At 65.8% G+C, this 23,026-nt stretch carries 15 protein-coding genes and 1 riboswitch; of the genes, 9 read left to right on the top strand and 6 right to left on the bottom strand.

What is annotated here, in order from left to right:
* Nucleotides 1-143: 143 nt before the first annotated feature.
* The 3 genes from ASE52_RS09655 (at nt 144) to ASE52_RS09645 (ending at nt 4,386) form a co-directional block, all read left to right on the top strand.
* Nucleotides 144-1,502, top strand: a complete 1,359-nt coding sequence (locus tag ASE52_RS09655; RefSeq protein WP_057225721.1) for an amidase — start codon at nt 144-146, stop codon at nt 1,500-1,502.
* A gap of 49 nt (nt 1,503-1,551) precedes the next feature.
* Complete coding sequence (locus tag ASE52_RS09650) at nt 1,552-2,784, top strand: FAD-dependent oxidoreductase (RefSeq protein WP_057225720.1); 1,233 nt, start codon at nt 1,552-1,554, stop codon at nt 2,782-2,784.
* A 75-nt stretch (nt 2,785-2,859) separates the two neighbouring features.
* The gene (locus ASE52_RS09645; RefSeq protein WP_057225847.1) at nt 2,860-4,386 is read left to right on the top strand and encodes a bifunctional ADP-dependent NAD(P)H-hydrate dehydratase/NAD(P)H-hydrate epimerase; all 1,527 of its coding nucleotides are present in this window, start codon (nt 2,860-2,862) and stop codon (nt 4,384-4,386) included.
* A gap of 82 nt (nt 4,387-4,468) precedes the next feature.
* Here the strand turns inward: ASE52_RS09645 and ASE52_RS09640 are convergent, their stop codons facing one another.
* Nucleotides 4,469-5,209: an AraC family transcriptional regulator gene (locus ASE52_RS09640; protein ID WP_057225718.1), complete on the bottom strand. Its 741-nt coding sequence runs from the start codon at nt 5,207-5,209 to the stop codon at nt 4,469-4,471.
* A gap of 98 nt (nt 5,210-5,307) precedes the next feature.
* On the opposite strand from ASE52_RS09640, the gene ASE52_RS09635 reads away from it, so the two are divergent.
* The gene (locus ASE52_RS09635) at nt 5,308-6,315 is read left to right on the top strand and encodes an alpha/beta fold hydrolase (protein WP_057225845.1); all 1,008 of its coding nucleotides are present in this window, start codon (nt 5,308-5,310) and stop codon (nt 6,313-6,315) included.
* 120 nt (nt 6,316-6,435) lie between these two features.
* Here the strand turns inward: ASE52_RS09635 and rnr are convergent, their stop codons facing one another.
* The gene (gene rnr, locus ASE52_RS09630) at nt 6,436-8,766 is read right to left on the bottom strand and encodes a ribonuclease R (RefSeq protein ID WP_057225716.1); all 2,331 of its coding nucleotides are present in this window, start codon (nt 8,764-8,766) and stop codon (nt 6,436-6,438) included.
* 468 nt (nt 8,767-9,234) lie between these two features.
* On the bottom strand, nt 9,235-11,997 hold the full coding sequence (locus tag ASE52_RS09625) for a DUF349 domain-containing protein (protein WP_057225714.1): 2,763 nt from the start codon (nt 11,995-11,997) through the stop codon (nt 9,235-9,237).
* Nucleotides 11,998-12,944: 947 nt separating this feature from the next.
* Between ASE52_RS09625 and ASE52_RS09620 the strand changes: the two genes are divergently transcribed.
* The 4 genes from ASE52_RS09620 (at nt 12,945) to ASE52_RS09605 (ending at nt 16,976) form a co-directional block, all read left to right on the top strand.
* A complete protein-coding gene (locus tag ASE52_RS09620) occupies nt 12,945-13,784 on the top strand; it encodes a lytic transglycosylase domain-containing protein (protein WP_057225712.1) in 840 nt (279 codons plus the stop codon).
* Nucleotides 13,785-13,874: 90 nt separating this feature from the next.
* A riboswitch (ZMP/ZTP riboswitch) is annotated at nt 13,875-14,030 on the top strand.
* A gap of 35 nt (nt 14,031-14,065) precedes the next feature.
* Complete coding sequence (glyA, locus tag ASE52_RS09615; protein ID WP_010457815.1) at nt 14,066-15,310, top strand: serine hydroxymethyltransferase; 1,245 nt, start codon at nt 14,066-14,068, stop codon at nt 15,308-15,310.
* Between the two features lie 21 nt (nt 15,311-15,331).
* Nucleotides 15,332-15,781 (top strand): transcriptional regulator NrdR, encoded by a 450-nt coding sequence (nrdR, locus tag ASE52_RS09610; protein WP_010457813.1) that lies wholly within the window; start codon nt 15,332-15,334, stop codon nt 15,779-15,781.
* Nucleotides 15,782-16,073: 292 nt separating this feature from the next.
* Entirely contained in the window at nt 16,074-16,976 is a 903-nt protein-coding gene (locus tag ASE52_RS09605) for a DMT family transporter (protein WP_010457811.1), read from the top strand.
* Between the two features lie 38 nt (nt 16,977-17,014).
* Here the strand turns inward: ASE52_RS09605 and ASE52_RS09600 are convergent, their stop codons facing one another.
* The gene (locus ASE52_RS09600) at nt 17,015-18,832 is read right to left on the bottom strand and encodes a bifunctional metallophosphatase/5'-nucleotidase (protein WP_057225710.1); all 1,818 of its coding nucleotides are present in this window, start codon (nt 18,830-18,832) and stop codon (nt 17,015-17,017) included.
* A gap of 193 nt (nt 18,833-19,025) precedes the next feature.
* Complete coding sequence (aroC, locus tag ASE52_RS09595) at nt 19,026-20,123, bottom strand: chorismate synthase (protein ID WP_057225708.1); 1,098 nt, start codon at nt 20,121-20,123, stop codon at nt 19,026-19,028.
* A 169-nt stretch (nt 20,124-20,292) separates the two neighbouring features.
* Between aroC and ASE52_RS09590 the strand changes: the two genes are divergently transcribed.
* Nucleotides 20,293-22,527, top strand: coding sequence for an EAL domain-containing protein (locus ASE52_RS09590; RefSeq protein ID WP_082606830.1), 2,235 nt, complete (start codon nt 20,293-20,295; stop codon nt 22,525-22,527).
* Nucleotides 22,528-22,551: 24 nt separating this feature from the next.
* Here ASE52_RS09590 and ASE52_RS09585 read toward each other — a convergent pair whose 3' ends face one another.
* Nucleotides 22,552-23,004: a CBS domain-containing protein gene (locus tag ASE52_RS09585; protein ID WP_057225702.1), complete on the bottom strand. Its 453-nt coding sequence runs from the start codon at nt 23,002-23,004 to the stop codon at nt 22,552-22,554.
* Nucleotides 23,005-23,026 lie beyond the last annotated feature (22 nt).

Genomic DNA, 23,026 nt, shown 5'->3' with positions numbered 1-23,026 from the left:
GTGATCTTCACGAACGCCACAACACCTTGACAGGGCTGGTTTGCGATTGGTCTTGCCGCAGCTGCCACACTCACGATGCATGCACTGTGCACACACTGCTTGCGCCACAGCACCCAGCAAAACCCAAAGATTCTAGCACACCCATGCACCCTGACCTGACCGCCGTCCGCGACCAACTGCGGGACGGCACCACCACCGCAGTGGCCGAGCTGGAACGCTGCATCGAAGCAGCCCAGGCTCCCGCCAATACCCACAGCTTCGTGCGCACGCTGTTTGACGCGGCGCGCACCACAGCGGTGCAACCGGGTCTGGCCCACCTGCCACTGGCTGGGCTGGCGGTATCGGTCAAAGACCTGTTTGACATTGCCGGACAACCCACCCCAGCGGGCTCCACCGCCCTGTCAGGGGCTCCCGCAGCAGTTGCCGACTGCCCCGCTGTGGCCCGGCTGCGCGCGGCAGGCGCCAGCCTCATCGGCCGCACGAACATGGTGGAATTCGCCTTCTCCGGGGTGGGCGTCAACCCTCACTTCGACACACCTGCCGCCTGGGACGCCCGCTTTGGTGCCCTGCCCGGCGCACCCCGCGTGCCCGGGGGGTCTTCCTCCGGCGCCGGGGTTTCGGTGGCCACCGGAGCCGCGTTCATAGGACTGGGGTCCGACACGGGGGGGTCCATCCGCATCCCAGCGGCGCTCAACGGTATCGTGGGCTTCAAGAACACTGCCCGCCTGGTGCCCACGGCCGGCGCCGTGCCGCTGTCTACCACCCTCGACACCGCTTGTGCCATGACACGCACGGTGCGCGACGCCATCGTGGTGCACGAGGTGCTGGCCGCCCGGCGCGTCACGCGCAGTCCGGCACCGCTGTCGCAGTACCGGTTCGCGGTTCCCTCCACGCTGTTTCTGGAGGCGCTGGACGCCACCGTGGCCCGCGCGTTCGAACGCAGCGTGGATGCCTTGCGCCAGGCCGGCGCCCAGATCGACACCATTGCCCTGCCCGCTGTGCTGGAGCAGCCGGCCTACGGCTTTGCAGCCCCCGAAGCCTACGCCTGGCACCGCGAGCTGCTGCAGCGCGCAAGCGACCGCTACGACCCCCGGGTGCGCATGCGCATTGAAAAAGGCGCCACCCTGATGGCCTGGGAATACATCGATCTGCTCCAGGCGCGCCAGCAATGGATCGCACGCATGCTCGCCGACATGGAGGACTATGACGCCCTGCTGTCCCCCACCGTGCCCATCGTGGCCCCGCCCATTGCCGACGTGGCACCGGCCGACGGGGTGGACACAGCGCAAGACGCCGCACGCGACGCCGAATTCTTCCGCGTCAACAACCTGCTGCTGCGCAACACCAGCGTGGTCAACCTGCTGGACGGCTGCGCGCTGTCCCTGCCCTGCCACGTGCAAGGGGAACTCCCGGTCGGCCTGATGGTCTGGCACGGGGCCCTGCGGGATGACACGGTGCTCAATGCAGGCCTGCAGATCGAGCAATTACTACAAAAACAATAGCTACCAGCGCTTTTTCATCAAGCGCTAGACGCCAAAAACCATCAAATTCATGAAGATTGCCATCGTGGGCGCCGGCATCATCGGCGTCACCACCGCATACGAGCTGGCCAGCGACGGCCACGAAGTCTCCGTTTTTGAACAACGCAGCGCAGCCGCCGAAGAAGCGAGCTTCGCCACCGCAGGCCTCCTGGCCCCCCACCTGCTCAGCCCCTGGTCTGTGCCCGGGTTTGGCCATGCCTTGAGGCTGCTAGGCCCCCACGCCACCGTGCGGCTGGCTGGAGGGCTGAACCGCGCCAACTGGACGTGGCTGCGGCGCTGGCGCAATGCCACACGCGCCCACAGCGCCCCGGCGGCCACGCTGGAACGCCTGGCCCAATACAGCCAGGCCCGCCTCCAGGCCATTGCCAGCCAGCACGAACTTGACTTTGAAGCCTGCGCAGGACGGCTCGTGCTGCTGCGCACCGAGCAAGAGCGCACACAGATCCAGCCTGCGCTGCAGGTGCTGCGCGACTGCGGCGTGGCCCTGCGCGAAATCGACGCCCAGGTGGCGCGCCAGATCGAACCCGGCCTTTCGCCCGAGGCACCGCTGGCAGGCGCCATCCACCTGCCCGACGCCAGCGCGGGCAACTGCCGCCTGTTTGCACAACTGCTGCGCCAGGGCACCCAGGGCTCGGGCGTGCACTTTGTGTTCAACACCCGCGTGGATCGCATCAGCAGCAGCCCCACCGGCGTGGCAGTGCAGGGCGAATCGGACGTGCACCGCTTTGATGCCGTGGTGCTGTGCGCCGGCATGGCATCGGCTGCACTGATGCCTCCCCTGGGCCTGCGCTTGCCCATGGCGGCGGTCTATGGCTACTCGGTCAGCGCCCCGCTGCGCGAATCCACGCATGCCCCTCTTGCCAGCGTGGTGGACGCGTCCCAGCAGATCTCCATCACCCGCCTGGGGCAGCGTGTGCGCATTGCCGGGGGCGCCGAACTGGCGGGCGCCGATGCCGAGCACCACACAGCCACCTTGCAGCGCCTGTACCGCACGCTCAACGACTGGTTTCCAGGCGGCGCGCAGCTTTCGTCGGGCGTGCAGATCTGGCGCGGCGCACGCCCCCTGCTGCCCGATGGAGCCCCCGTGGTGGGCGCCAGCGGCGTGCCAGGCCTGTGGCTCAACACCGGCCACGGCGCGGGCGGCTGGGCCCTGGCCTGCGGCAGCGCCCGGGCCGTGGCGGACCTGATCGCCCAGCGCGAGCCCGAGGTATCGCTGGACGGATTGGGCATGCGGCGGTTCTGAGCCAGTCTGCGCTTTCACCGCACCGGGCTGCGGCGCACAATGGCGGGCGCCCTGCCCTATGCAGCGCATCTCCCCATGCACCGCATCACTGCCCACGAGCCCCACGCCCTGTTCAACACCGCCGCCACGCGCCGCATGGAGCGGGCCGCAACGGCCACCCTGCCACCGCACACCCTGATGCAACGCGCGGGCCTGGCCGTGGCGCAGCTGGCCCAGGCGTTGGCGCCCCACGCACGCACGGTGTGGATTGCCTGTGGCCCTGGCAACAACGGCGGTGATGGACTGGAGGCTGCGATGCACCTGCAGCGCAGCGGCCGCCAGGTGATGGTGACCTGGCTGGGCCAGCCCGACACGGCCCCGGTGGATGCCAAGGCTTCGTGGCAGCGCGCGCGGGATGCCGGCATCGTGTGGGCCGAGACCGCTCCGCACGACCTCAGCGCCAATGACCTGTGCATCGATGCGCTGCTGGGCATCGGCATCTCTTCTGCACCCAGCACAACCGCCCGCACGCCCGATGCCCGGTTGCGAGCCTGCCTGCATGCGCTGCGGCACAGCCCTGCCCCCGTGCTGGCCGTGGACCTGCCCAGCGGGCTGGATGCCGACACCGGCCAATTCGCACCGGGCTTTGCCCCCGACACCGCAGCCCCCCACAACCACCACCCGCGCCCGGCGCACCACACGCTGAGCCTGCTCAGCCTCAAGCCCGGCCTGTTCACCGCCGCCGGGCGCGATGCCGCGGGCCAGGTGTGGCTGGACGACCTGGGCGTGGCGCCAGGGCATGAGCCGCCCAACGCCTGGCTCTCCGGCCCGGCGCTGGCCGCCCCCCGCTCCCACGCCAGCCACAAGGGCAGCTACGGTGACGTGGCCGTGGTGGGCGGTGAGGGGCTGGCCGAGCGCGGCCTGGGCATGGCCGGTGCGGCCCTGCTGGCCGCATCGGCCGCCCTGCACGGCGGCGCAGGACGGGTGCTGGTGGCCTTGCTCGACAACGGGCATCTGCAACTGGACCCGCAGCAGCCCGAGCTGATGCTGCGCCACTTCGACGCCCTGGCGCTGGAGCAACTCACGGTGGTCTGCGGCTGTGGCGGCGGCCAGGCCGTCGCACGCGTGCTGCCCGAGGTCATCACCCGCGCGGCCCGCCTGGTGCTGGATGCCGATGCGCTCAACACCATTGCCACCCAGGCCGCGCTGCACGCGCTGGTGGTGGCGCGCGGCCAGCACGGGCAACCCACGGTGCTGACGCCCCACCCGCTGGAGGCCGCCCGCCTGCTGGGCCTGACCACCGCCGAAGTCCAGGCCAACCGGCTGGGCGCTGCACAGCAACTGGCGGACCAGTTCAATTGCGTGGCCGTGCTCAAGGGCTCGGGCACCGTGATTGCCGCGCCCGACCGCGTTCCTGCCATCAACCCCACGGGCAACGCACGGCTGGCCACGGCCGGCACGGGCGATGTGTTGGCGGGCATGGTGGGCGCCCACTTGGCAGCAGGCGCCAGCGCCTTGCGCGCAGCCAGCGAAGCGGTGTACCAACATGGCCAGGCCGCCGATGCATGGCCAACGGGCCAGGCGCTCACCGCCAGTGCGCTGGCGCGGGGCGTGGGCGGCTGACCCGCGCAGGCGCAGGTGTCAATGCGCGTCACTGGCTCTGCGGCAGAGGGCGCAGCACCGCCCCCAGCACTACGCGTGAACCTCACGCCAGCAACGTCACTTCCTTGAGCGGCTTGAGCACGCTCGATGGCGTCATGCCAAAAGTCTGCCGAAACATGCGGCTGAAATGGGCCGAGTCAGAAAACTCGCCATGCAGCGCCGCGTCGGTCAGGCGCGGGCTCACGGCCAGCCCCGCCATGGCCAGCCGCACCTGCGACCACACACGATAACTGCGCAGGCTCACCCCCATCTCCGCGCGAAACAGGTGGTTGAAACGCGAGGCCGACAATTGCACGCCGGCCGCCAGCCCGGCGCGCGCCAGCCGCCCCTCCTGAGGATGGCGCAGGGCGTGCAAGCTGCGCGCCACACGTGCGTCCAGCAAGGGGCCTTCGTCGTCGCATGGGCAGTGCAACAAGGCCGACAGATCAAAGTTGCGCAGATAACCCTCCATGGCGCTGCGCGCGGCGACAGGAATCGCCACATCCAGAACCACCCCACCCCGTTGCCGGAATGGACCAAGCAAGCTGCGCGCCTCGCGCGAATCGGGCTCCAGGTACACCAGGGCCACCGTTTCGCTGCGGGGGTCAAACAGATGCTCCACACCCGCAGCCACCAGCGCGCTGTGGCACGTCTCCATCTGCCCCAGTCCCCAGTGCAGGGCAAACCGGCCTGACAGGCCCATCAGCAACACCGGCGCCGCATGGCAGTGCCAGCCCGTGGCCGGGATCTCCCCCACATAAAGCGCCTTGTCAGTGCCAAGGGTCAGTGTGTTGCGTGCTGGCATAGCCCAAACCTACAAGTTTTGTCATCGCGTTCTCGATAGCCTTGCCCGGCACGTACCGCCGCAGCGGCAATGAACACCCATTTTTTGGAGACTGGCTCTTGAAACGCATCGCTCTTTTGTCTGCCGCAGCCACCTTGGCCTTGGGCGCCACCGCGCTCTACTATGGCGCGCCCTCGCTGTTCAAGGAGCCCTTGCTCAGCCTCAACCGCAGCCTGTCGGGCATGGAAGAAAAAACCATCTCTGCGGCGATGCACACCGTCCACTACCTCGACAGCGGCACAGCCCAACGCCCTACACCGGGCGGCAGCAACGTCACGCCCATCGTTCTGCTGCACGGCATTTTTGCGGAGAAGGACCATTGGGTGGATTTTGCGCGCCCCCTCACCAGCCAGTACCGGGTGATTGCCCCAGATATCCCGGGCTTTGGCGAGAGCACGCGGCGCGACGACCAGGCCTACGACTACGCCGCCCACGTCACGCGCCTGGCCGCGTTTCTGGACGCCCTCGGCCTCCCGCGCGTGCATCTGGCAGGCAACTCGATGGGCGGCACCATCGCTGCCCTCTTTGCCCTGCAGCACCCCGAACGCGTGGCCAGCGTGGCTTTCATCGGCGCACCCCACGGCATCCGGTCACCCCAGCCGAGCGCCATGGACCGACTCATCGACGCCGGGCAACGCCCGCTGGTGGCCCACGATGCCGCCGCCTTCGACGCCATGATGGCCCTGGTGTTTGAAAAGCGCCCCTTCCTGCCCCACCCCATCCTGTACGCGTCCGAACAGGATGCGCTGCGCAACGCCACCTCCAACGCGCGCCTGTGGGACGCGCAGCTGAAAGACCGCTACCTGCTGGAGCAGCACCTGAGCAAGCTGCAGCACCATCCCACACTGGTCCTGTGGGGCGAGAGCGACCGCGTGTTCGACCGCTCTGGGCTTTTGCCGCTGCAAAAGCTGTTGCCCCAAGCCCAGGCCGAAGCACTGCCCGGCATCGGTCACCTGCCCATGATGGAGGCGCCTGCTGAGACGGCACAGCAGTACGCCCGCTTTTTAAGCCCCCTTGCCCACCCCGCGGAGTCGGACCACAAGGGTTCCAGCGCAAGTATTCAATAAAAATAGCTGCTAGCGCTTGTGTATAAAGCGCTAGCAGCTATCAATTAGTGAGCAATTAATCTTACAAGCCTGCGCGTCGGCGAGCCCCTCTTCGTGGGCTTTGCCGTGGTTTCGTCCTGGTCAGCCCCGGCGAGGCTTGCGCGCCTTGCCCTTGCTGGACTTGCCTGCGACCGCCTTCTTAACCGAGGCTTTCAGGGACTGAATCGGCGAACGCGCCGCCCGCTCACGCGAGAGACCCGCTTGCTCTGTGGCGGACGGGGCTGCGCCCTTGTCGGCCTTGCGTCCGCCGGACCGGCCACCCGCCTTGCGGGCGCCACCGCCTGCTCCGTCGGAGCCCACGCCCTTGTCCTTGAGCGCGCGGCCGAGCAGTTCCTCGCCTTCACGCACCAGGCGGAAGTCGATCTTGCGGCCATCCAGGTCTACGCGGCTGACCTGCACCCGCACGCGCGCGCCGATGGCGTAGCGGATGCCGGTGCGCTCGCCGCGCAGTTCCTGGCGTGCCTCGTCGAATTTGAAGTACTCGCCGCCCAGCTCGGTGATGTGCACCAGCCCTTCCACATACATCGCGTCGAGCGTGACGAAGATACCAAAGCTCGTCGCTGCGCTGACCACGCCGCTGTATTCCTCGCCCAGGTGCTCGCGCATGTACTTGCACTTGAGCCAGGCTTCCACGTCGCGGCTCGCCTCGTCGGCGCGGCGCTCGTTGGCACTGCAGTGCAGGCCTGCGGCCTCCCAGGCTTGGGTGTCGCGGCTGGGCGGTGCCACATCCTTGCGGGGCTTGGTGCCGGGCGCTGCCACGCGGGCCGCCAGCCGTTTGGCCAGCTTGGCATGGGCTTCGCCGGGTGTGGGCAAGGACGGCAGCGCGTACTTCGTCTTGCTCAGGATGGCCTTGATGACCCGATGCACCAGCAGGTCGGGGTAACGCCGGATCGGGCTGGTGAAGTGCGTGTAGGCATCGAACGCCAGGCCAAAGTGGCCACTGTTGACGGGCGTGTAGATAGCCTGCTGCATGGAGCGCAACAGCATGGTGTGGATCTGCTGCGCGTCAGGCCGCTCTTTGGTGGCCTGGGCAATCGCCTGGAACTCGGCGGGCTTGGGATCATCGCCAATCGTCATGCCGACGGCCATGGCCTTGAGGTAGTTGCGCAGGATCTCCTGCTTCTCGGGCGTGGGGCCTTCGTGAACGCGGAACAGGCCAGGCTGTCCGCCCTGGGCGATGAAGTCGGCACTGCACACGTTGGCGGCCAGCATGGCCTCTTCGATGAGCTTGTGCGCATCGTTGCGGGTGCGTGGCACGATTTTTTCGATGCGGCCGTTTTCGTCGCAAACGATCTGTGTTTCGGTGGTTTCAAAGTCCACCGCACCCCGCTGCTGGCGCGCAATCAGGAGGGCTCGGTACACATCGTGCAGGTTGAGCAGGTCCTTGACGCGGTCCTTGCGCTTGCTGGCCTCGGGGCCGCGCGTATTGGCCAGGATGGCGGCCACTTCCGTGTACGTGAAACGCGCATGGCTGAACATCACGGCCGGGTAGAACTGGTAGGCGTGCACTTCGCCCTTGGCGGTGACCAGCATGTCACAAACCATGCACAGGCGCTCCACCTCGGGGTTGAGGGAACACAGGCCGTTGCTCAGCTTCTCGGGCAGCATGGGAATCACGCGGCGCGGAAAGTACACGCTGGTGGCGCGGTCGTACGCGTCGATGTCGATGGCGCTGCCGGTCTCCACATAGTGGCTCACGTCGGCAATCGCCACCAGCAGGCGCCAGCCCTTGCTGCGGCCCACCTTGGCGGGCTCGCAGTACACGGCATCGTCGAAGTCGCGGGCGTCTTCGCCATCGATGGTGACCAGGGGCACGTCGGTCAGGTCCACGCGGCGCTTCTTGTCCTGCGCGCGCACCTTGTCGGGCAACTCTTTGGCCTGCGCCAGGCACTCGGCCGAGAACTCGTGCGGCACGCCGTACTTGCGCACGGCGATCTCGATCTCCATGCCGGGGTCGTCCACCTCGCCGAGCACTTCGGTGATGCGGCCCACGGGCTGGCCAAACAGTGCGGGGGGCTCGGTCAGTTCAACAACGACAACCTGCCCAGGTTTTGCGGCGCCGGTGGCGCCTTTGGGGATCAGTACATCCTGGCCGTAGCGCTTGTCTTCTGGCGCCACCAGCCACACACCGCTTTCCTGCAGCAGGCGGCCGATGATGGGTTGCGGCGGGCGTTCGATGATCTCGGCCACGCGGCCTTCGGGACGACCACGGCGGTCCTGGCGCACGATGCGCACACGCACGCGGTCCTTGTGCAGCACCGCGCGCATTTCATTGGGGGGGATATAGATGTCGCCTTCGCCATCGTCGCGGATAACGAAACCGTGTCCATCACGGTGCCCCTGCACGCTGCCTTCAATCTCGTCCGACAAATGCGCGGACTGCGCGCCGGGGGTGGTTTTTTTGATATACAATCTTAGACTTTCCTGAAATNCGCACTAGTTTCAGGTACTAGCGAGTAACATCGTGGAGGTTCGAGTCCTCTCCTGGGCACCAAGTTTAACGACAACCTGCGAAGGTTTTCAAAATATCGAAGCCGCTGCAAACACAGCGGCTTTTTTATTTTCTGCATGCAGTTGTCCAATCCGACCCCAGGAAGCCGAACAGACACATTTTTGAAAATTCTTTGGCAACTTGCCAGAAGCCTCAATTACTTGTTCTATAATTCGAGGCTGATCTGAAANCGCACTAGTTTCAGGTACTAGCGAGTAACATCGTGGAGGTTCGAGTCCTCTCCTGGGCACCAAACATATAAAAAGCCGTTGCAATCGCAACGGCTTTTTTGTTTTTGGAATTCCTTTGGCGGACAACTCCTCCAGCAAGCACGGCAACCGCCGAGCCTCAAGGGCATGCGCGCAAAAGCGCGCACGCCCCCATTCACATCACTTGCGCAGCAACGTCTTCAGCACATTCTGCAAACGGCGTGCACTCACCGCATCACTGGCACTGGCCAGCACGCGCGCCGCATCCTGACCCCAAGTCTGGGCAGGCGCAGGATCATTGCGGCGCGTGAGCAATTGCAATTGCAGCATGCGCCGGGCAGCAATGTGCTCAGCTGGCGTGGGAGCCTCGGCTGCCATCTCCAGACGCAGCAGCGCCTCGGACGCATCTCCCTTGGGAGCAGACGACAGCGCTTGCGCCCAGGCGCTGCGCACCGATGCAGTCACACCCGAGCCCAGATCCTGCGTACCAGGCACAAGCGCCGCATCGCGCTTCTCCCATGCCGTCAGCAGCTGAGTCAGCGCCTCTCCATGGGCCTGCGCCGCCAGCTTCTTCAAAGCCAGCTGGGCGTGCTCCATGGCTTCGCGCTGGGCTCGGAACGCCGTGTCACCCAGGCGAGGGCCTCGGTCCTCGAACGCCGGGCGATCGCCAAAACGGCCACCCCGGTCCGCGCGATCGCCCATGCGGCCATCGCTGCGAGGACCCCTGGCACCGTCGCGGTCGCCGGGACGGGCATCACGACGCTCACCCGGGCGACCTCCACGGCCAGGAGCTGCAGGCGCGTCCTTCTTCATGCCAGGACGGTCATCACCACGCACCGCCACCACGGGTCGCGCTGCGGGCTTGGGCGCTGCAGGTGCCGTTGCGGGGGCCTCGACTGCCGCACCGTCACCACCATCGGGTGTTTCCGCAGATTCAGTCGATCCGTTTTCGACAGCAACAGGGGCAGAATCCGCCTGCGCGTCTGCATGCGACTGTGCATCCTTGTGCGCCGTGGCAACGGCTTCCGCCGCCTGCGCCTGACCGCGCAGCGCGGCCTCCAGCGCCTGCATGGCCGAACGGATCTGTTGCGCATCGCCGCTGGCGTTGGCGGCCTCCAGCGCCTTGGACGCCTCCAGCACCACGCGATCACGTGCGCTCAATTCGGTGACAGCACGCTCGCGGTCCGCCGACTTGCGGTTGAAGGCTTCATCAATGGGTTTACGGAAGGCATCCCACAGCTTCTGCTCGTGCTTGCGGTCCAAAGGCACCCCCTGCGCCTCTGCCTGCCAGCGCTGCTGCAGCGCCTTGACCGCATCGATGCGCAAGGTGGGCGCCGCACCGAGGGCCATGGCCTCGTCGATCATCGCGTGGCGGCGGGCCAGGCTTTCCTTCTGCGCAGTTTCGAGTGGAGCTGCTGCCAGGGAAATCGCCTGCTTCCAAAGAGGTTGCAACTCCGCAAAAAGCTTCTCCCCCACATGGCCGCCTTCGCGCCAGCGATCACCAAACTGGTGGAGGGCACGGTTGATGGCCTTCCAGTCGCCGGAGGCAGCATGCTCGTGCGCCCATGCCTTGACTTCTTCGATCAGCGCCAGGCGCTGGGCCTTGTGCTCTGCCGCCTCGGTGCGGATCTTGTCCAGCCAGGCCTCGACGACCTTGTGCGCGGCATTGCAGGCTTCGTCGAATTTCTTCCACAAGGCGTGGTTGGGGGCGCCGCCCTGGTCCGCCTGTTTCCATTGTTCACGCAGGTTGCGCAGGGTTTCCTGCATCTTGCGGCCGCCCAGGGCCTGCCCTTCAGGGCGGTTGAGCAAGGCCTCAGCCTTGGCCACCAGGTCTTCACGCACCTGGTCCGCACTCCAGCGTTGCCAGCCTTCCAGTTCACCCGCCGCCACCAGGGCTGCGTGGACCTGCTGCTCCAGGGCATTGTCGATGTGTTTGCCGTGCACCTTCAGCGCAGCGCGCAGTGCGGCTGCAGCACCGGCACTGGCCTTGCCATGGCCCTCGGCAGTTTCCTTCTCGAGGACTGCCAGGGCTTCGCGCACGCCCTGCACAGCCTTCTCAACAACTTCGGGCGCCACCTTGGGCTTGGCCGCACGCGCAGGCTTGGCTGCCGCCGCTGCAGCAGCGGCCTCGGTAGGCAGGCCACGCGCTGCACGCAGCTCATCAGCCCAGACAGGCACAGGAGGCAACGGCGCGCCAGCATCCTCAGAAGCCGCCACAGCCTGGGCCACCGCGGGTTGAAATGCCTCCCATACCACCAACAACTGGGTGCGTGACGCATCGAGCAGCGGTGGAAACCGTGCTTCTACGCTTACCCAGCTGGCATCGCCGGTCAATTCCTGCGCCTGTTCCTGCCAACGCGCCACATCGGCACGCAGCAGTTCGAGCGCAGCCTGGGCGTCGCGCCAGGGCTTGGTGGAGAGCACTTCGATGCGCTGGGCCAGCAACACGGCCGCCTCTCGCTGCACTTGGACTCGGTGCTGCAGATCCTCAATGACCTTCACGCGGTCCGCGACCTGCACCTTGAGCAGCGACAACGGCTCGCGCGACAGCGGCGCGCCCGCCTTGGCGGCGTCGCGTTGCCATGCCAAGGCATCGGCAATGTTGAGTTTGGGGGCTGACAGCAGCGCCTGCGCCTTTTCCGCCCACTCGGCGGCAATGGCCTCCTGGCCCTTGGCGCGGCGGATTTCATCAAGGCGCTCACGCACCGCGCGCGCAGCGCCCTTGTCACGCCCGCTCAGTTCTTTGAAAACCTCCTGCAACTGCTCATGGGTCGGCTGGGTTGCCAGCCAGTCACGAATGCGGGAGGCGCGCTCGCCGGAGGTGGCGGCAGAAAAAGCGCCACCGGTCAACGCATCAAGCGGATGCGGCTCATGGGTTTTGGCCGGGGCCGGATTCACTTCAGGTGCGTCGGACATTTTGCTGCGGGAAAAAAATGGAAACATGGATCCAATGGATAACAAAGGCGGCCCCGGGCGCATTGCCTGAAGGCCTGCCCCGGCAACTGCGCTGCACGCGCGCCAGGGCAACAAAGAAGCTATTTTCACCGGGTTTGGCAAACAGGCCGCAGCATGGCGGTGTGCCAAGCCCCGGGGGTGATCTGGCACAAGGCTTTGCCAGACGGGCTGACATGCTGCGGCCCCGCCAGGGTGCCGCCCGCTACTGCGGGCGAACTGCCGCTGCTCTAGGGAACAGCCCCCATTATCTATATATAAGGGCCAGGGGCCCAAAAAGCACGCCACACCGCCAATAAGAAAGCCCGGCAGACAGTGCCTCATGGACTGCCTGCCGGGCTTGACGGCTGACACAACGGTCTTTGCCATCGGTCGCAATGCGGAGATGAAGGTCCACATGGCGAGGAGGCAAGGTATTGCCTCCAGGGGTTTGCCGTGGAAGCCGCATCTGCTGCACCAGGGCACTGCGTGCCCTCGGAGGGAGACTTGTCTTCGTCTGGCGATGCCTGAAATCTACAGGCAACGCAACCTTACCAAAGCTGCCGCTGCAACTCAAACTGGATTCTCAATGGCGAAAAGACCGGCGATTGAATTTGACACGTCCATGTAACAGGCATCCCCACAGACCTGGGCGCCAGACACGCACACACCTCCCAAAAGCTGTGATTTTTCACATGTTTTTCATAACTTAATGATCTTAAAAATTAATTTGTTAGTATTGACTAAGCATTTAGTGAACTTCTAGAATCCGCCAGCCACGAAAACAGGCTAGTAAAAACCCCAACCTCGCTGCCGAACCCGGCTAAGTCAAAGCAGGCCCCAAGCACACCCAAGACGTGCGGCCTCACTTGATGGCGTACCAATCCAGGCGATCCGCCGAGACGAGACAGTCCCCGATGACTGCCCGGCTCACTGCGGCGCCTCAGAAAGGAAGAGCTATGACAGCGTCAGGAAAAATGATCTCCGGCGTACGGACCTTTGTGGCCGACGTGACCGAAGGTTTTCTTGAAATCACCCACAACAGCTTCGCCCTCATCGGCCTGGCTGTCGCCTTTGTCGTGATCACCCTCACGGCCCGCCCGGACTTGCGCCAGGCTGGCGAAGCGCAATTGATGAACTGGCTGCAGGCCCGCCAGGTGGAAGTGCTTGGCATGCCCATCGAACCGGAAGCCAGCGAGCGCGCCACGGCAGGCAACCCCAAGGACCTGCCCAAAGAGCAGGCCGCAGTCGCCTTCTGGCTCAGCAAGAAGTACCGCGTGGCCCCCGAGCCGCTGAGCGTGCTGGTGGCAGAGGCCTATGAAATTGGCGCGAAGTCCAAGATTGATCCCACGCTGATCCTTGCCATCATGGCCATCGAGTCCAGCTTCAACCCGTTTGCACAAAGCGCCGTTGGCGCTCAAGGGCTCATGCAGGTGATGACCAATGTGCACACCGACAAGTACCAGAATTTTGGCGGGCACTTTGCAGCCTTTGACCCGGTGAGCAATCTGCGCGTGGGCGTGAAGGTCCTGCAGGAGTGCATTGCACGCGCCGGCTCGGTGGAAGGTGGACTGCGCTTTTACGTGGGCGCGGGCAACCTGGCCGACGACGGCGGTTATGCGGCCAAGGTGATGGCTGAGCATTTCCGCCTGCGGCAGGTCGCAGGCGGCCGCACCATGCCCACCACGCCACCTCCAAGCCTCTCCACACAAGCTCCCGTACAGGCCATTCCTGTCTCTGCACCGCCCACAACGCCAGCAGCCAGCGGCGACAAGGTGGCCCTGCTCTCCGCGCTCTGACCTGGGCTTCTCGCACCGGGGGAAGCACACCTCCCCGGGGCACGCTCCTCAGCTCCCCGACACATTTGCGCACGCCACGTCAGCTACACTAGCGGTGTACGCGACTGGCGATAGGCGCGGCATCTGGACACAGGGTGCCGCCGCTGACGTGGAAACCGACAAGGGCTTGCCTCTTGTGAACCACTGGGAAGCGTGCCGCACGGGGTTCATCCCTTCTGCGTTCAGCCGTTCGCCTGGGCAGCCCTTGTTTCAAGGGACACAAGTTCATAGGACTGCCAATCATGTACGACCGCAATATTCTTGTCGAACAAACCGACCCCGAGCTGTTTGCCGCCATCCAGGCTGAAAACGCCCGGCAAGAGCACCACATTGAGCTGATCGCCAGCGAGAACTACGCCTCCCCCGCCGTGATGTGGGCGCAGGGCACGCAACTGACCAACAAATACGCCGAAGGCTACCCTGGCAAGCGCTACTACGGTGGCTGCGAGCATGTGGACGTGGCCGAGCAGCTGGCCATCGACCGCGTCAAGCAAATCTTCGGCGCCGAGGCCGCCAACGTGCAGCCGCACTGCGGCGCCTCCGCCAACGAGGCCGTGTTCCTGGCCTTCTTGAAGCCCGGCGACACCATCATGGGCATGAGTCTGGCCGAAGGCGGCCACCTGACGCACGGCATGCCGCTGAACATGTCCGGCAAGTGGTTCAACGTGGTCTCCTACGGCCTGGATGCCAACGAAGCCATCGACTACGAAGCGATGGAGAAGAAGGCGCACGAAACCAAGCCCAAGCTCATCATCGCCGGTGCCTCGGCCTACAGCCTGCACATCGACTTCGCACGCTTTGCCAAGGTGGCCAAGGACGTGGGCGCGATCTTCATGGTGGACATGGCCCACTACGCCGGCCTGATCGCCGCGGGCGTGTACCCCAACCCCGTGCCGCACGCCGACGTGGTCACTTCCACCACCCACAAGAGCCTGCGCGGCCCCCGTGGCGGCATCATCCTGATGAAGGCCCAGCACGAGAAGGCCATCAACAGCGCCATCTTCCCTGGCCTGCAAGGTGGCCCACTGATGCACGTGATCGCGGCCAAGGCTGTGGCGTTCAAGGAAGCGCTGCAGCCCGAGTTCAAGACCTACCAGGAACAGGTTGCCAAGAATGCCAAGGTGGTGGCCGAGACGTTGACCGCACGCGGCCTGCGCATCGTGAGCGGTGGCACGCAAAGCCACGTGATGCTGGTGGACCTGCGCGCCAAGGGCATCACCGGCAAGGAAGCCGAGGCCGTGCTGGGCGCCGCCCACATGACCATCAACAAGAACGCGATCCCCAACGACCCTGAAAAGCCGATGGTCACGAGTGGTGTGCGCATCGGCACCCCTGCCATGACCACGCGCGGCTTCAAGGAAGAAGAAGCCCGCATCACCGCCCACCTGATCGCCGACGTGCTGGACAACCCGCGCGACGAAGCCAATATCGCTGCGGTGCGTGCCAAGGTCAATGCGCTGACCGCACGCTTCCCCGTCTACCGTTAAGCCAGGGACTCGGCAGCCACCATGAAGTGCCCCTTCTGCAGCCACCTCGAAACGCAAGTCGTTGAAACGCGGGTGTCTGAGGATGGGGTCTTCATCCGCCGCCGCCGCCAGTGCGGCGCGTGCGACAAGCGCTTTACCACCTACGAACGGCCGGAAGTGAACTTCCCGGCCATCGTCAAAAAGGACGGCCGGCGCATCGAATACGAGCGCGGCAAGCTGCTTGCCTCATTCAACCTGGCGCTGCGCAAGCGCCCGGTCAGCACCGACCAGATCGACAGCGCCATCGAGCGCATCGAGGAAAAGCTGCTCAACCTGGGCCAACGCGAAGTGATCTCCAGCCGCATTGGCGAGCTGGTGATGCGCGAACTCAAGAAGCTCGACAAGGTGGCCTACATCCGCTTTGCCAGCGTGTACCGCAGCTTTGAAGACATCGACGACTTCCGCGCCATGGTCGATGAAGTGCGCAAGTAACCGGCACCTGCATTCGTATCTGCACCGGTGTTCGCCCCAGGGCCGGGCGATTTCAAGGATTTTCGCAATCCAGCGCTTCACCAGCAAGCGCCAGCAGCTACAAATAAAATAGCAAACAAGCATCCACAGAAGATGGGTGTACGCCGGAGTGGGCCACCGCTGTCGCGTATGCCACACCGCAAAATACTCCTGTATTGATAGCTGCCAGCACTTTCTCAATAAGCGCTAGAGGCCAATTTGACTTAAAAATTGGCTTGGCGTCCGCCGGTGCGCACCCCGCCAGTGCCCGACAATGCGCCCGGTGAAAACCCGCCACTTCCTGCAGCTGGTGCTGCTGTCCGCCCTGTGGGGCGCCTCGTTTCTTTTCATCCGCATTGCCAGCCCTGTACTGGGGCCCAACGTCATGGCCGCGCTGCGCATTGGCCTGGCCACGCTGACGCTCATCGGCATCATGCGGGTCGCCAACGAATCGTGGCCGTGGCGCCATTGGCGGGAGCTGCTCGGGCTGGGTACGCTCACGGTCGCGGTGCCCTTCCTGCTCTACTCGTGGGCCGCCCTGCACCTGCCGGCGGGGTACAGCTCACTGCTCAACACCATGGCCGTTCCGTTCAGCGTACTGGCCGCTGCGTGGATGAAGGAGGACACGCTGAGCCTGCGCAAATGGCTGGGCTGCCTGTGCGGCTTTGCGGGCGTGGCCCTGATCGTGCAACTGGGCCCCATGGAGCCCACGCCAGCGCTGCTGATCGCGGCCCTGGGCTGCATCGTCGCTTCGGCCTGCTACGGCGTCTCGACCACCTGGATGAAGCGCGCCACCACCCGCATGTCGCCCCTGTCGATCGCCGCCGGCATCCACGCCGCAGCGCTGGTGTTGCTGCTGCCGGGTGCGGCCTGGAGCCTGCCCGAAGCGCACTTCACACCGGGCGCGCTGGCCGCTGTGGCGGTGATGGGCGTCGTGACCTCGGGCCTGGCCTACTGGCTCAACCTGCGGGTGCTCCAACATGTCTCGCCCGTGGCGGCCATGAGTTCGGCTTTCATGATTCCGCTGTTCGGCGTGGCCTGGGGCCACATCTTTCTGGACGAGGCATTGGGCACCGGGATGGTGTGGGGCGGAGCGCTGGTGCTGGTGGCCACCGGTCTGGTGACCGGCTTCAACCCATTGCGCTGGTTGGCGGCACTGCGCCCAGGGCGCAGCTAAGTGCCGGACAACACCGCCCAACCACCCGAACGGGCAGTTCAGCGGGCCACGCGGGAAATACGGTCGATGGCGGGCACGGGCACCGGACTGTGGGCGCGGAAGTAGGCCTCCAGCGCGTCCAGGTCCAGCCCACCCACCAGGCGGTCACGGCCTTGGGCCAGCACCGTGAAGTTGTCGCCACCGCTATCGAGGTAGCTGCTCAGCACCACGCGCACCAGCGCATTGTCCTGCAGCGGTGTGCCGTTCAGCGCCATGTGGCTGATGCGCGCACCCGCTGGCTGGGTGAGGTCGTAGCGGTACGAAAACCCTGCCGACGCCGACAACACCCGGGGCCGCTGCACGGTGTTGCTGCCGCTGGCGAACTGCTGTTCCAGCGCCGCCTTGACCTGCGCTCCCGTGAAGGTCTTGACGACCAGCTGGTTGCCGAATGGTTGCACCGCAAACAACTGGCCGTAGCGCACCAGCCCCTGTCCGTCGGGCACCAGGTCAGCGCGCAGTCCACCCGGGTTCATGAACGACAGCTGCGCCCCACCCTGCTCCGGTGCACGCGTGGCATGGAGCTGCGCATCGGCCACCAGGTTCCCCAGCGCACTTTCTAGCGATGGAGCCGGCGTGCGCCGCAGGGCCGCAACGGCCTGCCCCACGGGACGCTGGGCCAGCGGCACGGCGGCGGCGCGGTAGGTGTCGATGACCTTCTGCACCTGCGGATCGGCCGGAAAGATCGGCACGGCCGAGGTGAGCGGCACCTGCCCCTGGCTGCCGGTGAAAGCCTCGCCCTGCACCACCACGTTGCGCGCCGCCTTGTGCACCACGCGGCGCGTCCGGGGGTCTACCCGCAATTGAATGTCCGTGAGCAGCGTGCCGTACTGCCCGGCGCTGGTCAGCAGAAAGGGTTTGGCAGGGTTCACGCGGCTGTAGTCGCAGACATAGGCCTGGTGCGTGTGGCCCGAAACCACCACGTCCACGGCCGGGTCCAGCCGCTCCAGAATGGGGACGATGTCGCCGGAGAGGCCCGCGCAGCTCGTCTCCTGCACACCCGCCGTGGTGCTACCGCCCTCGTGGATGACGACGGCGATCACATCGGCGCCCTGGGCCCGCAGCTGCGGAATCAGGGCATTGGCCGTGGCCGCTTCGTCCTCAAAGCGCAGGCCCGCAACGCCCGAGGGGCTGACCATGGTGGGCGTGGCCTGCAGCGTAAGCCCGATCACGCCCAGGGTGACCGTCACCCCACCCTCCGTGAAGCGCTTGAGCCCGGTGGCGGGCAGCAGCGTGCGCCCATCCTCGGTGCGCACGGTGTTGGCGGCCAGAAAACCGAACCGTGCGCCCGCAAAGGGCTGGCTGATCTGGCAGGGCTGGCGCGCGGTGAACTTCTCGCAACCCCCGTGCTGCAGGCGCAGCAGTTCGCGCCAGCCCCGGTCGAACTCATGGTTGCCCACGGCATTGAAGTCAATCTGCATGAGATTGACGGCCTCGATGGTGGGCTCGTCCAGGAAGAGCGAGGACACCAGTGGCGACGCACCCACCATGTCCCCTGCCGACACCACCGCATGGTGCGGCCCCCGGGCCTTGAGCGCCGCCATGGCACTGGCCAGGTAGGCCATGCCTCCTGCAGGCGCGGCCACGGGCCCTGACGGCCCCTGTACCCTGTGCGCCATGTGGGGCGGCTCCAGGTTGCCATGCAGGTCATTGAAGCCAATCAGCGTGATGTCGATGTACTCGGGCCCCTGCCCGCCCGCGAACGGCACGGCCGTGCCGCAACCCGCCAGCAGAGCCCCGAGCGCGCCCACCGCGGCAAGCGCCGACCCGCTGCGAGCCCAGCCCGATCCATTGAATGCCTGTGCCAACAACCTGTGCATGGGACTGCCTTGTTCAATCAAATAGGACTTACGCAAATCTGGATGCAACAGCCGCCTGGCCATGGAGCGAGCCGCATGCCTGAACCCAGTTTTTGCATAAGTCATGTCAAAGAAAAAAGGGCGCACATCGCTGCACGCCCCGCCATCACCTGCTTCAGCGCGCCCGGGCCCGCCCCGCAGCGCGCTGCACCCGCTACAGAAACGAGGCCTGGATGGGCGGCACCGGCGGCACCACATCGCCGCATTGGGCACGGTGGCGCAGGGCATGGTCCATGATGACCAGCGCGAGCAGCGCTTCGGCAATCGGCGCGGCACGGATGCCCACGCAGGGGTCGTGGCGGCCCTTGGTGATGACTTCGGTGCTCTTGCCATGCACATCGATCGATTCGCGCGGACTGATGATGGAGCTGGTGGGCTTGATGGCGATGCTCACCTCCAGGTCCTGCCCGGTGCTGATGCCACCCAGCACACCGCCCGCGTTGTTGGTGCGAAAGCCCTGGGGCGTCATCGAATCACCGTGCATCGTGCCCCGGTGGGCCACGCTGGCAAAACCGGCGCCAATCTCCACCCCCTTCACGGCGTTCAGCCCCATCATGGCGTGTGCGATATCGGCGTCGAGCTTGTCATAGAGCGGCTCGCCCAGCCCCACAGGCACGCCGGTGGCCTGCACGCGGATGCGGGCACCACACGAATCACCGGCCTTGCGCAGGGCGTCCATGTAGTCCTCGTACTGCTGCACGTCGGCCACGGGGGCGAAGAAAGGGTTGCTGCGCACATGGTCCCAGCTCTCGAACGGGATGGCCAGCTCACCCAGCTGGGTCATGCAGGCGCGGAACTGGGCGCCGTACTGCTGGGCCAGCCACTTCTTGGCCACCGCACCGGCGGCCACCGTGGGCGCAGTGAGCCGGGCCGAAGAGCGGCCACCGCCGCGCGGGTCGCGGATGCCGTACTTGTGCCAGTAGGTGTAGTCGGCATGGCCGGGGCGGAAGCTCTCGGCGATGTTGCTGTAGTCCTTGCTGCGCTGGTCGGTGTTGCGGATCAACAGCGCGATCGGTGTGCCGGTGGTCTTGCCCTCGTACACGCCGGAGAGGATTTCCACCGCATCGGGCTCGTTGCGCTGGGTGACGTGGCGGCTGGTGCCGGGGCGGCGCCGGTCCAGGTCCGCCTGGATGTCGGCCTCGGTGAGCGGCATGCCGGGCGGGCAACCGTCGATCACGCAGCCAATGGCCGGGCCGTGGGATTCACCAAAGTTGGTGACTGCGAATAGGGAACCGAAGGTATTGCCGCTCATGGCGATGGATTATCCCAGAGCGGCGACCACCACCGGCTCGGCACACGCGATGGAGCACCCTGCATCAAGGCCGGGGTGCGAAATGTGGTGCAGACAAACACACGCCACAAACGCGCTTGGCATTGCAACGCGCGCTTGCTAGCATCAGTACCCGATCTTTGGGACGTTCATGCCCGTTTCAGCCCCGCACTCTTCCGATTCCCCATCCCACCCCGGCACCCCGCCGCCAGCCCCCCTGGCCGATGCCCCGTTGCGCCGGGCATTGGACGCCAGCGACAACGCCATTGTGATGAGCGACAGTGCCAAGCACGTGGTGTATGTCAACGAAGGGTTCACACGCCTGTTCGGGTTCAGCCCCACCGAGGTCCTGGGCAAATACCTCAGTGATGTGTTGCTGGGCCCGCACTCCGACCCGGGGCTGCTGGGGGAAATCCGTGACGGCATCCACAAGCAGGGCGTCTTCCATGTCGAGACGCTGCTGTACAGCAAGGCCGGCCAGCCGCGCTGGGTGGCGATGATGATCAATGCCTCGGACGAGGCCTCGGGCGGGCCGGGCGGCACCATCACGGTGCTGACCGACATCACGCTCACCAAAATGCACGAAGTGCTGCAAAAGCGGGTGCTCGAGGGAATGGTCAACGAACTGCCGCTGGCAGACCTGATGACCCTGGTATGCCGCGAAGTCGAACGCATCGCCCCCGAAGTCACGGCGTCCATCCTGGCCGTGGACGAGCGGGGCCTGCTCCGCCCGCTGGCGGCGCCGGGGCTGCCGCTTGCCATCAGCCAGGCGCTCGACGGAGCTCCCATCGGGCCCCGTGCAGGCTCCTGCGGTGCCGCGGCCTTCCGGGGCGAACCCGTGGCGGTCACAGACATCGCCACCGACCCCCTGTGGGCCGACTACCGCGCCCTGTTTGAGTCCAGTGGCATGCGGGCCTGCTGGTCCAGCCCGATCTGTGACCATACGGGAAAGGTGATTGGCACCTTTGCGTTCTACTTTCGGGAGCCGCGCGGCCCGGACGCGCTGCACCACCGGCTGGTGGACGTGTGCCTGCACCTGTGCGCGCTGGCCATTGAGCGCAACGCCACACGCGAGCGTATTCACCAGCTTGCCTTCTTTGACGAACTCACCGGGCTGCCCAATCGCGCCATGTTCCGCAGCAGTGCCGCACGGGCGCTTGTCAGCCTGCGGCAGGACAACCACCCCGGCGCGCTGCTGTTCATCGATCTGGACCGCTTCAAGCAGATCAATGACATACAAGGCCATGCCGCAGGCGACGCACTGCTGTGCGAGGTGGCCAAGCGGCTGACGCAATGCCTGCGTGCGCGCGATCTGATTGGCCGCTTGGCGGGTGATGAATTTGTGCTGCTGCTGTCCGAATGCACCACCGAGCAGGCCGTGCAGACAGCCCACCGCATGCTGCAGGAAATGGCACGCCCCATGGACATCCACGGGCAGGCCCATGTCTGCCACGCCAGCATTGGCATTGCGATGTTTCCGGAAGATGGCGATGCGATCGACACACTCCTGCGCCATGCCGACCAGGCCATGGTCCAGGCCAAAAGCGATCACCGACACAGCCTGCAATTGTTCAGTGCCGAAATGAACCGGCGCGCGCAGGAGCGCGCCGCCCTGGAGCGCGCCTTGCGCCAGGCCCTGACCGACCGCAGCCTCAGCCTGCACTACCAGCCCCAGGTGCTCAGCAGTGCACCTGGCACCCTGCACGGCGTGGAAGCCCTGGCGCGCTGGCAACACCCCGAATGGGGCATGGTGCCCCCCACCCGGTTCATCCCCGTGGCCGAAGAAGCCGGGCTCATTCACCAGCTGACCCTGTGGCTGCTGGACGAAGCCTGTGCACAGCTGTCCGCATGGCGTGCGGCCGGCCACAGCGTGCCCTGCGTGGCCGTGAACCTGTCGGGGCGCAGCTTTCACCAGGCAGAGTTTGCACAGCAGGTCTGTGATGCCCTGGAGCGCCACGGCCTGAGCACGGACGATGTGCTGCTGGAGATCACCGAAAGCGTGATGATGGACGCGCGACCGGTGACGCTGGCCAACATCGAGGCGCTGCACAACAAGGGGTTCAAGCTCTCGCTGGACGATTTCGGCACGGGTTACTCCAGCCTGAGCTACCTGCACCGCCTGCCCATCAGCGAACTCAAGCTGGACATGGCGTTTGTGCAAGACCTCACCACCAGCCCCACCGCACGCGCCCTCACGGTATCGGTACTCAGCATTGCCCACAGCCTGGGCATGGTGGTAGTGGCCGAAGGGGTGGAAACCACCGGCCAGCAGCAATGGCTGCAGGCCCATGGGTGCCCTGTCATGCAGGGCTATCTGTTTGGCAGGCCCATGCCGCCCGATGAGCTGGAGGCCTGGCTTTGCGCGCAGGCGCAGGACCTGCGCTGATGCCCCTTGCGGGCAATGCGGCGGTCAGCCGCTGCGGGATTCGTCTTCCGGCCAGTCGCGGATGTAGGCCTTGAGCATCTTGTTCTCGAAGTTCTGGCTGTCCACCACGGCCTTGGCCACGTCGTAGAAGCTGATCACGCCCATGAGCATCTTGCGGTCCATCACGGGCATGTAGCGCGCATGGCGGTCCAGCATCATGCGGCGCACTTCGTCCATGTCGGTTTCGAGCGTGCAGGTCAGGGGTGCATCGTCCATCGCCGTGCGCACCAGCATCGTTCCCACGCTGCCGCCGTTCTTGACCACGGCCTGGATCACCTCGCGGAAGGTGAGCATGCCCACCAGGTCTCCATGCTCCATCACCACCAGGGAGCCGATGTCGCGTTCGGCCATCAGGCCCACGGCACCTGCCAGCGGCTCGTCGGGCGAAGCGGTGTACAGGGTGTTGCCTTTGACGCGAAGGATGTCGCTGACTTTCATGGTGCTGGGTCTCCGAGAGGGC

Source organism: Acidovorax sp. Root275 (genome assembly GCF_001428965.1).
GTDB classification, from domain to species: Bacteria; Pseudomonadota; Gammaproteobacteria; order Burkholderiales; family Burkholderiaceae_C; genus Acidovorax; species Acidovorax radicis.
Note: the sequence above shows the minus strand (reverse complement) of the source record. Positions and strands in the feature narration are given on the sequence as shown.

Bases quoted from the DNA above. Each gene is read 5' to 3' on its own strand.
- ASE52_RS09640 (WP_057225718.1), bottom strand. From the start codon at position 5,209: ATGCCAGCACGCAACACACTGACCCTTGGCACTGACAAGGCGCTTTAT.
- ASE52_RS09590 (WP_082606830.1), top strand. From the start codon at position 20,293: ATGCCCGTTTCAGCCCCGCACTCTTCCGATTCCCCATCCCACCCCGGC.
- aroC (WP_057225708.1), bottom strand. From the start codon at position 20,123: ATGAGCGGCAATACCTTCGGTTCCCTATTCGCAGTCACCAACTTTGGT.
- ASE52_RS09585 (WP_057225702.1), bottom strand. From the start codon at position 23,004: ATGAAAGTCAGCGACATCCTTCGCGTCAAAGGCAACACCCTGTACACC.
- ASE52_RS09605 (WP_010457811.1), top strand. From the start codon at position 16,074: ATGCGCCCGGTGAAAACCCGCCACTTCCTGCAGCTGGTGCTGCTGTCC.
- ASE52_RS09620 (WP_057225712.1), top strand. From the start codon at position 12,945: ATGACAGCGTCAGGAAAAATGATCTCCGGCGTACGGACCTTTGTGGCC.
- ASE52_RS09625 (WP_057225714.1), bottom strand. From the start codon at position 11,997: ATGTTTCCATTTTTTTCCCGCAGCAAAATGTCCGACGCACCTGAAGTG.
- nrdR (WP_010457813.1), top strand. From the start codon at position 15,332: ATGAAGTGCCCCTTCTGCAGCCACCTCGAAACGCAAGTCGTTGAAACG.
- ASE52_RS09655 (WP_057225721.1), top strand. From the start codon at position 144: ATGCACCCTGACCTGACCGCCGTCCGCGACCAACTGCGGGACGGCACC.
- ASE52_RS09645 (WP_057225847.1), top strand. From the start codon at position 2,860: ATGCACCGCATCACTGCCCACGAGCCCCACGCCCTGTTCAACACCGCC.
- ASE52_RS09650 (WP_057225720.1), top strand. From the start codon at position 1,552: ATGAAGATTGCCATCGTGGGCGCCGGCATCATCGGCGTCACCACCGCA.
- glyA (WP_010457815.1), top strand. From the start codon at position 14,066: ATGTACGACCGCAATATTCTTGTCGAACAAACCGACCCCGAGCTGTTT.
- ASE52_RS09600 (WP_057225710.1), bottom strand. From the start codon at position 18,832: ATGCACAGGTTGTTGGCACAGGCATTCAATGGATCGGGCTGGGCTCGC.